The sequence below is a fragment of the Streptomyces mesophilus genome (assembly GCF_011044995.1).
In the GTDB taxonomy this organism is placed as follows: Bacteria; Actinomycetota; Actinomycetes; order Streptomycetales; family Streptomycetaceae; genus Streptomyces; species Streptomyces mesophilus.
Genome location: NZ_JAAKZW010000251.1, coordinates 1 through 11287, shown reverse-complemented (window position 1 = coordinate 11287; position 11287 = coordinate 1). Strand labels below are relative to the sequence as shown.

9 protein-coding genes and 1 riboswitch are annotated in these 11287 nt (G+C 72.5%); of the genes, 4 read left to right on the top strand and 5 right to left on the bottom strand.

Annotation, left to right across the window (positions count from 1 at the left end):
- Positions 1-6: 6 nt before the first annotated feature.
- The 5 genes from G6045_RS34925 to G6045_RS34905 form a co-directional block, all read right to left on the bottom strand.
- Positions 7-1698 carry an ABC transporter transmembrane domain-containing protein gene (locus G6045_RS34925; protein WP_165336226.1) on the bottom strand — a complete coding sequence of 564 codons (1692 nt, stop codon included), beginning with the start codon at positions 1696-1698 and terminating at the stop codon, positions 7-9.
- Between the two features lie 294 nt (positions 1699-1992).
- A complete protein-coding gene (locus G6045_RS34920) occupies positions 1993-2127 on the bottom strand; it encodes a SapB/AmfS family lanthipeptide (protein ID WP_165336225.1) in 135 nt (44 codons plus the stop codon).
- Between the two features lie 94 nt (positions 2128-2221).
- Positions 2222-4801 carry a class III lanthionine synthetase LanKC gene (gene lanKC, locus G6045_RS34915; RefSeq protein WP_165336224.1) on the bottom strand — a complete coding sequence of 860 codons (2580 nt, stop codon included), beginning with the start codon at positions 4799-4801 and terminating at the stop codon, positions 2222-2224.
- A gap of 209 nt (positions 4802-5010) precedes the next feature.
- Positions 5011-5244, bottom strand: a complete 234-nt coding sequence (locus tag G6045_RS34910; RefSeq protein ID WP_165336223.1) for a ferredoxin — start codon at positions 5242-5244, stop codon at positions 5011-5013.
- Positions 5245-5251: 7 nt separating this feature from the next.
- Positions 5252-6709, bottom strand: a complete 1458-nt coding sequence (locus G6045_RS34905) for an aldehyde dehydrogenase (protein ID WP_165336222.1) — start codon at positions 6707-6709, stop codon at positions 5252-5254.
- 271 nt (positions 6710-6980) lie between these two features.
- Here G6045_RS34905 and G6045_RS34900 point away from each other — a divergent pair, with 271 nt between their 5' ends.
- The 4 genes from G6045_RS34900 to G6045_RS34885 all read left to right on the top strand — a co-directional run.
- Positions 6981-8024, top strand: a complete 1044-nt coding sequence (locus G6045_RS34900; protein ID WP_165336221.1) for an MBL fold metallo-hydrolase — start codon at positions 6981-6983, stop codon at positions 8022-8024.
- Positions 8025-8104: 80 nt separating this feature from the next.
- Positions 8105-8176, top strand: a riboswitch (cobalamin riboswitch).
- 127 nt (positions 8177-8303) lie between these two features.
- Positions 8304-9515 carry a prenyltransferase/squalene oxidase repeat-containing protein gene (locus G6045_RS34895; RefSeq protein ID WP_165336220.1) on the top strand — a complete coding sequence of 404 codons (1212 nt, stop codon included), beginning with the start codon at positions 8304-8306 and terminating at the stop codon, positions 9513-9515.
- The gene (locus G6045_RS34890; protein ID WP_165336219.1) at positions 9512-10174 is read left to right on the top strand and encodes an SCO2322 family protein; all 663 of its coding nucleotides are present in this window, start codon (positions 9512-9514) and stop codon (positions 10172-10174) included. Before G6045_RS34895 ends, G6045_RS34890 begins: the two co-directional genes overlap by 4 nt.
- A gap of 3 nt (positions 10175-10177) precedes the next feature.
- The coding region (locus G6045_RS34885; RefSeq protein WP_165336218.1) for an energy-coupling factor transporter transmembrane component T at positions 10178-11287 on the top strand (1110 nt) is incomplete at its 3' end.

Sequence of the window (11287 nt, the reverse complement as noted above, 5' to 3'; positions counted from 1 at the left end):
CACCGCCTACTCCCCACCCCCGAACACCTCCCGGTACGCCGGATCCCGCCACAGCTCGGCGTGCGGGCCCACCGCTCTCACCCGGCCGTCCTCCAGCCACACCACCCGGTCCGCGCGGGCGGCCGTTTCCGGGCGGTGGGCCACCACCAGGCGGGCGTGGGACGGGGACGGGTGGAAGAGGACCTCGCCGACCTGGGCCGCCGTGGCCGAGTCGAGACCCGAGAGCGCGTCGTCGAGGATGAGGAGGCGGCCGGGACGGGTGAACGCGCGGGCCAGGCCCACGCGTTGGCGTTCGCCGCCGGAGAGCGGGGCCGACGGACAGGGCGTGGCGTAGCCCGCCGGCAGCCGGCGCACGAAGCCGTGCGCGCAGGCTTCGCGCGCGGCCTGCACGACCCGGGCCTCACCAGGATCGCGCACGCCAAGAGCGATCGTGTCGTGCACGGTGGCCCCGACCAGTTCGGGACGGGCGAACGCCTGCGTGACCGCCGTGCGCAGGGCGGTGTGGGTGAGCTCGGGCAGCGGAACACCGTCGAGCAGCACACTCCCCGCGGACGGATCCTCGAGGCGTCCGGCGAGCGCCGCGAGCGAGGACTTGCCGCTGCCGGAGCGCCCCACGACGGCGGTGACCGAGCCACCGGGCAGACGGAGCACCGGAACGTCCAGGACAGTGCGGCCGGCATGCCGCACGACGGCACCCCTGAACTCCAACCGACCCGTTCCGGCAGGGAGTTGTGAAGGTCCATGGTGAGGCGTCGGCAGGTCGAGGACCTCCTGGAGCCGGTCCGCCGCCCGCCGGGCCCGCACGAGCGCGTTCAACTGCCCCACGAACGCCCCGATCCCGGTCGCGAGCACCGCATAGCGCCAGGCCGCGAACAGCCCGCCCACGCTCAGCTCACCGGCCGCGACCCGGAGCCCGGCGACGGCGAGCACACTGAGCTGGAGCAGCGGAAGCAGCGTCGCGGCCTGCGCGGTGGAGCGGCCCTGGACCCGCCACATCCGCAGACCCTGGCGGCGCAGCTCGGGCAACGGCCCGAGGATACGGGCGGCTTCACGGTCCCGGGTGCCCGCGGCGGCCACCGTACGGGCGCCCCGTACCGCCTCGACGAGCCGGCCGGCGATCAGCCCCTGCGCGGCCAGATACCGCTCGCTGCTGTCGCCGGAGGCCCGTACGAACAGCCGGAGCAGCAGGGCGAGCAGCGGCATCCCGACCGCGAACGCCACCGCGGTGGTCCAGTCGGTGAGCACGAGCGCGACCAGCGCGCCGGCCGGCAGCAGCGCCCCCGCGGCGAGCGCGACCGCGGTGGCGGGCGCGGCGCCGGCCTGCGCGGCGTTGCCGACGAGCCGGGCCACCAGGTCGCCGGGGCCGAGACGTTCGGCGGCGCGGGGTCCGGCGGCCAGGACGTGGCGCAGGGTGCGGGTGCGCAGCCGGGCGGTGGTGCGGGCGCCCAGGGCGGCGGTGGCCAGCGCGTCCAGGGCGGTGAACAGGGCCGCGGCACCGAGCAGCAGCCCGCATTCGACCACGGGCCCGGTGGCGTCCTCGCCGGAGAGCACCGCGTCGAAGGCGCGGCCGAGCGCGGCGGGCAGCGCGAGGGTGGCCGCCGCGGCGGCCAGCGTGCACAGCAGGACGAGCGCGGCGAGCCCGGCGCCTTGGCGCAGCCCGTCCCTCAACGGCGCCTCACCAAAGGGACGTCGGGGCATCGGGCGAGCCTCCACGGGCGGCTGGGGTGGCCCCGGCGTACGGGTCTCCACGGGTGGCTGAGGTGGCCCCGGGCGTACGGGTCACACGACGCCCGGGGCCGGTTCGTTTCCGGCGCCGCCACGTCGGGCGGGCCGGGGCCGGTACATCCCGTGCCGGTCCATCCGATGCCGGCTCGCAGGGCGGCACCGGTCTGCGCTGATGCGCTGATGCGCTCAGCGACAGGGATCGGAGACGGCAGGGATCAGATCCCGTCAGGAATCAGATACCGGCGGGAATGCAGATACCGGCAGGTATCACAGGCAGAGCAGGGTGCTGTGCGAGCTGTGCTTGTCGCACAGGAGCAGGCTCGCGCTGCTGAGGTCGCCACCGCCGCCGCCGTCGGTCTGCGGCTCGGGGACGTCCATGCTCTGCAGGTCGAGAAGGGCCATGGTCTCTCCTAGGTGTCGGTGCCAGGTGTCGGGGACCGCCGGTTGCGGACCCGTCAGGGACGTTGGTGCGGCGTTCGGCCCGTACGCGCTGGTGTCACGCACGGGCCCGTTCGGCCCCGGTCGGGGCCGTCTGTGGGGCCGTCGCTCCGGACGGCGATGGTGAACTCCCGGCCGTGTGGCGCCGGTTGGGAAGGAACGGCAGGCTCGCACCCCGCGCCGCGCCCAGCGCGAGCAGACAGCCGGCCGTACCGGTCGCGAGGTCCATGGAAAGGCGCAGCATCTGGTCGCCGGGGAAGGCGCGATGGCCTTCGTACGCCATGGCGTACCAGTCGAGTCCGGCGGTCTGCGCGTCGAGCGCGGCGGCGGGTGCCCCGGTGCGGGCCAGGTGCCAGACCATGCCGGCCCGCCCGTTGAACAGTCCGGGCTGTGCGTAGTAGCGCAGCCGGGCCGCGGGCTCGATGGCCGCCCGCGCCCGGACGAACTCCTCGTCGGCGCGGTGCGCGAGGTAGTCGTCGAGCACGGCCGCGATCCCGACGCTGCCCGCGCCGAGATAGGGCATCGTGCGCACACCTTCGTCGACGACGAGCGCACCCGACGCGTCGGTCACACAGCGGCCGAGGTCCGCGCGCAGGGCCGCCGCGGCCCGGTCGAGGAACGCGGGGTCCCGCGTGGACTCGTACAGCCTGAGGAAGAGAAGTGCCGGGCCGCTGGAGCCGCGCAGCAGTCCGGCGCGCTGGGCGGGCAGCCGCGCGGCCGTGATGTCGGCCGCTTCCAGGGCGAGTTGGCGCAGGTCCGGCTCGTGGACGGCGAGCCGGTCGAGTACGAGGCCGAGGCCCGCGAGGCCGCCGTGCAGATCGGGGGCGAGCCGGCGCCAGTTCTCGCCGAGCACACGGCCGATGAGGTCGAGGGCGCGTTCGGTGTGGCCGAGCCGGTCGAGCACGTACGCGACGCCCGCGAGGCCGTCGTACAGGCCGAGCGGTGTGCCTTCGGGCGGTGGTGCGGTGCGCCTGAGCAGCCACTGTTCGCCTTCTTCGTGGCGGGGGCAGCCGGTCTCGGCGAGCGCGTAAAGGACACCGGCCGCGCCGTGCGCGAGCCCGAGCCCGCCGCCGTCGGCGAACTGCGCGATATCGCCGGGGTACAGCCGGTCCTCCCGCTCGGGCGTGGCACTGGCCGAGATCGCGGCCGCGAGCGCGTCGCGGCTGCGCGGCCAGTCGCCGGCGGCGGGCTCCTCGGGGATACGGCGCGGTGTGCTCGGCCCCTCGATCACCCGTACCGCCTCGTCGAGGAACTCCCTTGGCAAGTCCGGGAATTGAGCGCACGCGATCCGGGCCAGATGGGCGGCCTTGCCGCGGTCCACGGCGAGCAGCGTCGTCATCGGCACGAACAGCGCGATCTTCATGCACGCCAGCGCGTAGTGGTCGACGTCGAAGCCGCAGCGGTCGGCGGGCGCGAGGAATCCGGGGTGGGCGATGGCCTGCCCGCGGTGCTCCTCGACGGGGGTGGCGGCCTCGAAGTCCATGAGTTTCACGGTGTGTTCGTCCTCGCCGACCATGATGTTGAACATGTGCAGGTCGTTGAAGACGAGCCCGCGTCCGTGCACGGCGTCGACGGCCCGCTCCACCTCGCGCAGGATGCCGAGCGCCCACCGCGTGTAGTCCGCGACCGCCCGCGGGTCGGGGTCGACGGCGAGCAGCGGATGGCGGCGCGCGAAGAAGGAGTTGAGGGTGGTGCCCGGCAGATGGTCCATGACGAGGAAGCGGTGCCCGTCGACCTGGAACCAGTCCCGCAGGCCGGGCGCGACGCCGAGCCCGCCGAGCCGCTCGAGGGCGGCCCGTTCCCTCCCCAGGCGGGACACGGCGTCCGCCCCGTCGGCGGCGAGACCGGCGTGCGGCCGCGCCTCCTTCAGGACCACCTTCTCTCCGGTCCGGGTGTCCGTACCGGCGTACACCCCACCGCCGTTGGAGAAGTGCAGCGCCTTCTCTATCGCGTACGGCAGGTCGGTGACGGTCGCCGCGTTGCGGGCGTCGAGGTGGGGCCGCAGGAACGCGGGCAGCTCGACCCACTCGGGCAGCCGGAACACGGGATCTCTGCGATCGGGTACGAGGGTGCCCTCGGGGTTCTCGATCGCGGGCACGAGGCGGCCGTCCTCGCCGACGCAGTGCCGTTGCACGAACGCGCCGTAGCGGACGTAGAGCGGACCGTTCGCGTACCGCAGATCGGTCAGGACGTACGGGCCCGGCTGCCCGCCGACGAGCTCCTCCAAGTCCCGTAACACGCTCGCGAGTTCGGTCTCGTCCTTCGGGTAGACGGTGACGAACTTGCCGCTCGAACCGCGCTGCGCGTACTTGGAGTTGCGCAGATGCAGGGCGTGCGGCCCCGGCACGAACTTGAACGGCAGTCCGCGCGGCACGCAGTAGTCCCACACCACGGCCGCGGTCTTCTCCGCGGTGTCGAGGCAGGCCGAGACATGGATCTTCCAGCCCTGCCGCGGCCGGTCGCGGGTGCCCGGGTCGAGGTGCAGCCAGTCCCCCGCCCTCTCGCGGCGCCAGCCGGCGGGTGCGGGCCGGCGCGCCGCCTCGTACTGCGGGACGGCGCCGTCGCGTGCGGTGATCCGGTCCGGTGTCTCGTAGAAGTACCGGTCCGCAAGGCAGAACACCTCGTACCTCTTGTCCATCCCGAGCCCCCTCCTGCGGCGTGGCAACGAGATTTCCACGCCGTCCCGTACGGGGGTAAGTCGCCTTTGTCACGACGGCACCATGACGAACGCACGAGTAACCACCGGGCACGGAACGCACGGGTGACCACCGGGCACGAAAAAGGGGCCCCGCATGAGGGCCCCTTCTCGTCCGCGCCGTGACCGTCAGTCCTCGGGCGGATACGACATCAGTCGTCGGGTGGGTACACCGACTCCCCCGAGCCGAGCAGGGTCAGGGTGATCGCCTCCACCGGACAGCCCTCGGCCGCCGCGAGGATCTCCTCACTGGCGTCCGTTTCGGATTGCTGCGGGTGCGACTGGCGCGCCGTATCGAGCCGGAACCCCTCGGGCGCACTGGTGACGCACATCCCCGACCCGATACAGACCCCCCGGTCGACCTCGACGTGCCAGCGGTCTCCCATCAGGCACTCACCCCTCGTATCCGGCCGGCAGGTGGATCATCTTGTGCTCGAAGTACTCGCCGTACCCCTCGGGTCCGAACTCACGCCCCAGGCCGGAGTTCTTGTAGCCGCCGAAGGGGCCGAGCATGTCGAGGCTGAAGGTGTTCACGCTGTACGTGCCCGTGCGCACCTGGCGCGCGATGTCGATGCCCCGCTCGGTGTCGGCGGTCCAGACGCTGCCGCTCAGCCCGTAGTCCGAGTCGTTCGCGATCTTCACCGCCTCGGCCTCGTCGCCGTACGGCAGCAGGCATATGACCGGGCCGAAGATCTCCTCCTGGGCGATGCGCATCGAGTTGTCGACCCCGCCGAAGAGGGTCGGCTCGACGTACCAGCCCTTGTCGAAGCCGGCCGGACGCCCGCCGCCGGTGAGGATCTTGGCGCCTTCCTCCTGCCCGATGCGGATGTAGTCGAGGGACCGCTGCTGCTGGCGCTTGGCGACCAGCGGGCCGAGCTCGGTGGCCGGGTCGAGCGGGTCGCCGACCTTCAGCGCGCCGGCGGCCGCGGCGAAGGCCTCGGCGAACTCGTCGTAACGGGAGTTGGGCACGAGGATGCGGGTCTGGGCCACACACGCCTGGCCGTTGATCATCCACGCGAAGGGCACGATCCCCTTGACCGCGGTCTCCGCGTCGGCGTCCGGCAGGATGACGGCCGCGGACTTGCCGCCGAGTTCCAGGGTCACGCGCGTGAGGTTGCGGGCGCAGACCTCCATCACGCGCTTGCCCGCGCCGACCGAACCGGTGAAGGAGACCTTGTCGACGTCCGGGTGTCCGACCAGGTACTCGCTGACCTCGCGGTCGGCCGGGATGATCGACAGAACGCCCTCGGGCAGCCCCGCCTCGGTCGCGATCTCCGCCAACAGGTAGGCGTCGAGCGGGGTTTCGGGCGAGACCTTGAGGATCGCCGAGCAGCCGGAGAGCAGCGCGGGCGCGAGCTTGGCGGCGGCGGTGAACTGCGGCACGTTCCACGGCACGACGGCCGCCACGACCCCGACCGGTTCACGGCGCACGATCAGCTTGCCGAGGATGCCGTCGCGGCGCTCCTCGTAGGTGAAGTTGCGTGCGGTGGTGATCGCCGCGTCCCAGACCATCATCGAGGCGAGCGACTGCACCATGACGCTGGAGGTGTAGGGGGTGCCGTTCTCCGAGGAGATGACGCGGGCTATCTCCTCATGGCGTACGAGAATGGCGTCCTTGATCTTGGTGACGACCTCGATGCGTTCGTCGAGGCTCATCCGGGGCCAGGGGCCCTGGTCGAAGGCCCTGCGCGCGGCCGCGACCGCACGGTCCACATCGCCCTGGGCCGCGTGCGGCACCCGGCCGATGACCTCCTCGGTGTGCGGGGAGATCACCTCGATGACGTCCTTGCCGACGGGATCGATCAACTCCCCGCCGATGAACAGCTTTCCGTGTTCCACGAGCTCGGTCATGACCGGCAGCCTCCTGCGGGGCGGTTCCTGACACCTTTTCAGACTCTGGCTTCCCGGAACTGATACCAGTTCTAGTTAGAGGTTTCCAGAGGTGGGACGGGGTCCGCCCCTCAGAGGACCGCCCCAGTCGGACACCCCGTCAACTGACGTCCAGGAGTAGATGACTTGGGCTACTACTGAAACTAGTTCTAGTTATAGTGGTCGGGGCCGGAACGGCCGCACCCGGCGGGAGCGATCCGCTCCCACCCGGCGACAGAGACGAGGGCGCTCCATGACGCAGGTGACCGAGCACGGCGGTGGCGTCTGGTCGCTCAAGGTGCCGATCCCGGACAACCCGCTCGGCCACACCCTCGTCCACCTCCTCGACACCGACCGCGGCCCGGTCCTCATCGACACGGGCTGGGACGACCCCGAGTCCTGGGACACGCTGGTCGGCGGTCTCGCGACGCTCGGCATCGCCATCAAGGACATCCACGGTGTCGTGATCACCCACCACCACCCCGACCACCACGGCCTGTCGGGTCAGGTGCGTGCGGCGTCGGGCGCGTGGATCGCGATGCACCCCGCCGACACCCATGTCGTACGGCGCACGCGCACGCAGGTGCCGGGCCAGTGGCTGGACTACATCACCGCCAAGCTGACCACCGCCGGCGCCCCGGCGGAACATCTGGCCCCGCTGCACGCGGCCCGCGAGTCCGGGCGCATGCGGACGGTCCCCGGCCTCAACTCGGCGCTCCCCGACCGGGACATCACCCCGGGCGAGCTGCTCGATCTGGCGGGCCGCCGGCTGCGCGCGATCTGGACGCCCGGGCACACGCCCGGCCACGTATGCCTGCATCTCGAGGAGGAGCACCCGTCCGGTCTCGCGGGCAACGGGCGGCTGTTCTCCGGGGACCATCTGCTCCCGGAGATCTCCCCGCACATCGGCCTGTACGAGGACCCGGCCGAGGAGGCGGTCACCGATCCGCTCGGCGACTACCTCGACTCCCTCGAGCGGATCGAGCGCCTCGCGGTCGCCGAGGTTCTGCCGGCGCATCAGTACCCCTTCACGGATTCCGCGGCCCGGGTACAGGAGCTGCTGGCCCACCACGAGGAACGCCTCGCGGGCCTGCGCCGACTGCTCGCCCAGCCCCTGACCCCGTGGGACCTCGCGGTCCGCATGGAGTGGAACCGCCCCTGGGACCAGATCCCCTACGGCTCCAAGAACATCGCCGTCTCCGAGGCCGAGGCCCATCTGCGCCGCCTGGTGAAGCTGGGGCATGCGGAGGCGGTGGAGGGCAGCGATCCGCTGACGTATGTGGCGGTCGGGGCCTAGGCCCTGTCCGGGCAGCGCGCAGTAAGGCTCTCCTGACCGGCCGGTACAGTGGGCGGCGCAATCACCACACCTGTACGGAGGGAAGCCGGTGCGAACCCGGCGCTGACCCGCAGCCGTGTGCCGTCCCGCAAGAGGACGGCGAGCCGGAATGCTCCGCGGGGTGTGTGTGGCTCCAGTCGCCGGATCAGCCGGCGACCGGGACCGTCGAGGTATACGGATCCGGAGCCCGGTGCCTTCGCGGGCCCGTGCCCGGCCCAGCAGGAGAGGCACCGTCCGATCATGAACGTCCGCCGAAGCGCCGCAGCGCTGGCAGCCACCGCCGTGCTCTGCATGGCCGCCGCCCCCGCAGCGACCGCCGATACGCAGCCTCCCGCGAACCTGCCCTCGGGCCTGTACGGCAAGACGGACCCGAAGTACGACGGCGTCTTCCGCCAGTCGTACGCCCTGCTCGCCCAGGACACCGTCGGCGAGAAGCCCGCCGCCAAGGCCGTGGACTGGCTGACCGGACAGGCCTGCGACAACGGCTCGTACGCCGCGTTCCGCGAGGACCCCTCCAAGGCGTGCGACGCCAAGACCGTCGTCGACTCCAACTCCACCGCCTCCGCGATCCAGGCACTCACCGCGCTGGGTGGCCATGACGCGGACGTCAAGAAGTCCGTGACGTGGCTCAAGTCCGTGCAGAGTCAGGACGGCGGCTGGGGCTACAACCCGGGTCTGCCGTCCGACGCCAACTCGACCTCCCTCGTGATCGGCGCGCTCAAGGCGGCGGGCGAGAACCCGGCCGAGGTGAAGTCCCAGAAGGGCAAGACGCCGGCCGACGCGCTGGTCGCCCTCTCCATGGACTGCGACAGCGGCAAGGGCGCGTTCGGTCTCGCGGACATGAAGACCGGCAAGCTCGCCCCGAACGCCGACGCCACCGCCGCCGGCGTCCTCGGCGGCCTGGAGCAGGGCCTGGTCGCGAAGGCCGCCGACAAGACCGAGCCCACCAAGTGCGCCAAGGCCGCCGACGCCAAGGCCGCCGCCTTGGTCGGTGCCGGCTATCTCTCCGACGCCCTCGCCAAGGACGGCTTCCTGAAGTCCTCCATGCCCGGCGCCGAGGACCAGCCCGACTACGGCAACACCGCCGACTCCGTCGTGGCGCTCTCGGCGGCCGGTCTGACCGACCAGGCCGAGAAGCCCCTGGAGTACCTGGAGAAGAACGGCGCCGCCTGGGCCAAGCAGTCCGGCTCCCCCGCCGCGTACTCCCAGCTGATCTTCGCCGCCCACGCGGCCGGCGCCGACCCGAAGGACTTCGGCGGCACCGACCTCGTCGCCGCCCTGAACGCCATGGGCCCCGCCCCGCAGAAGGGCGGGTCCGCCGACGCGGCGAAGGACGACAAGAAGGACGACGAGGGCTCCTCGATGAGCGTCTGGTGGATCATCGGCGTCTTCTTCATCGCCAGCGTCGGCATCGGCTTCCTGATCAGCGGCCGCAAGAAGAACCAGCTGTGAGCAAGCTCCGACGCGGCGGCATCGCCCTCCTCGTGGGGGCGGTGCTCGCCGTGCTGTGCGCGGCTCCCGCGCAGGCGGACGCGTACCGCTACTGGTCGTTCTGGTTCAAGAACGACAAGGGTGCCTGGGCGTACGCCACGCAGGGACCCGCGACCGCGAAGCCCTCGGACGGCGATGTGGAGGGCTTCCGCTTCGCCGTGAGCGAGGACTCCGCGGATGCCGCCAAGCCGCGCGAGGACGCCTCGTTCGACGCGATCTGCGCGGGCACGGAGAAGAAGGACGGGCAGAAGCGGATCGCGCTCGTCGTCGACTTCGGTACGGACAAGGACGCGCCGTCCGGCGAGGCGCCGCCGAAGCCGCGTACCGCCTGCGCGCAGATCGACGCGGACGCCACCTCGGCGGACGCGCTCGCCGCGGTCGCCAAGCCGCTGCGGTACGACAGCAACGCGCTGCTCTGCGCCATCGCCGGGTACCCGAAGAGCGGCTGCGGCGAGCAGCTCTCGGGTGACACCCAGGATTCCGGTGACGCCGCCAAGAAGCCCGCGGCCTCCGAAGGCGACGGTGACGGCGGCCCGTCCGTCGGACTGCTCGCCGGTGTGGCCGCGGTGCTCGTGCTCGGCGTGGCAGCGATCTGGCAGGCCCGCCGCCGCAGGGGCTGAGACATGAGCTCGTACGGCACCGCCGCGCGCCGGCTGCCGGCCGCCCCGGTCGCCACCCGCGCCAACGCGCTGCACCCGGGCGCCTGGTGGCTCTGGGCGCTCGGCCTCGGCACGGCCGCGTCGCGCACCACCAACCCGCTGCTCCTCGGCCTCCTGGTCGGGGTCGCGGGCTATGTGGTGGCGGCGCGGCGCACGGATGCGCCCTGGGCCCGTTCGTACGGGGCGTTCGTGAAGCTCGGTCTGCTCGTGCTCGCGATCCGGCTGGTGTTCGCGGTGGTCCTCGGCTCGCCGATCCCCGGTTCGACCGTCCTGTTCCGGCTGCCCGAAGTCCCGCTGCCCGACTGGGCGCAGGGCATCCGCCTCGGCGGCAAGGTCACCGCCGAGGGCCTGCTCTTCGCGCTGTACGACGGTCTGAAACTGGCCACGCTCCTGATCTGCATCGGTGCCGCGAACGCGCTCGCCAACCCGGCCCGGCTGCTCAAGTCGCTGCCGGGTGCGCTGTACGAGGCCGGGGTCGCGGTGGTCGTGGCGATGACGTTCGCGCCGCAGTTCCTGTCGGATCTCCAGCGGCTGCGGCGGGCGCGGCGGCTGCGCGGGCGCGCGGACAACGGGATCCGGGGGCTGGCGCAGGTCGGGCTTCCGGTTCTGGAGGGCGCGCTGGAGCGGTCGGTCGCGCTCGCGGCGGCGATGGACGCGCGCGGGTACGGGCGCAGCGCCGCCGTGCCCGCGCCCGTGCGGCGGATGACCGCGGTGTGCACGCTCGGCGGTCTGGCCGGTGTGTGCGCCGGTACGTACGGGCTGCTCGCCGCGGAAGGCGCGCGCTACGGCCTTCCCGTACTGCTCGGCGGACTCGCGCTGGCCCTCGTGGGGCTGTGGCTCGGCGGGAAGCGCTCGCTGCGCACCCGCTATCGGCCGGACCGGTGGGAGCTGCGGGCCTGGCTGGTGTCGGCGTCCGGTGTGGCGGTCGCGGCCCTGATGATCGCCGCGGCGACCGCGGATCCGGCGGCCCTGAACCCCGGTGTCGTCCCGCCGACGGCGCCCGAGCTGCCGCTGTGGCCCGCGGCGGCCGTCCTGATCGGGCTGCTGCCCGCTTTCGTCGCACCCGCCCCGGCC

Coding starts and splice junctions, on each gene's coding strand:
- G6045_RS34910 (WP_165336223.1), bottom strand. CDS start 5,244: ATGGGAGACCGCTGGCACGTCGAGGTCGACCGGGGGGTCTGTATCGGG.
- G6045_RS34895 (WP_165336220.1), top strand. CDS start 8,304: ATGAACGTCCGCCGAAGCGCCGCAGCGCTGGCAGCCACCGCCGTGCTC.
- G6045_RS34925 (WP_165336226.1), bottom strand. CDS start 1,698: ATGCCCCGACGTCCCTTTGGTGAGGCGCCGTTGAGGGACGGGCTGCGC.
- G6045_RS34905 (WP_165336222.1), bottom strand. CDS start 6,709: ATGACCGAGCTCGTGGAACACGGAAAGCTGTTCATCGGCGGGGAGTTG.
- G6045_RS34900 (WP_165336221.1), top strand. CDS start 6,981: ATGACGCAGGTGACCGAGCACGGCGGTGGCGTCTGGTCGCTCAAGGTG.
- G6045_RS34920 (WP_165336225.1), bottom strand. CDS start 2,127: ATGGCCCTTCTCGACCTGCAGAGCATGGACGTCCCCGAGCCGCAGACC.
- lanKC (WP_165336224.1), bottom strand. CDS start 4,801: ATGGACAAGAGGTACGAGGTGTTCTGCCTTGCGGACCGGTACTTCTAC.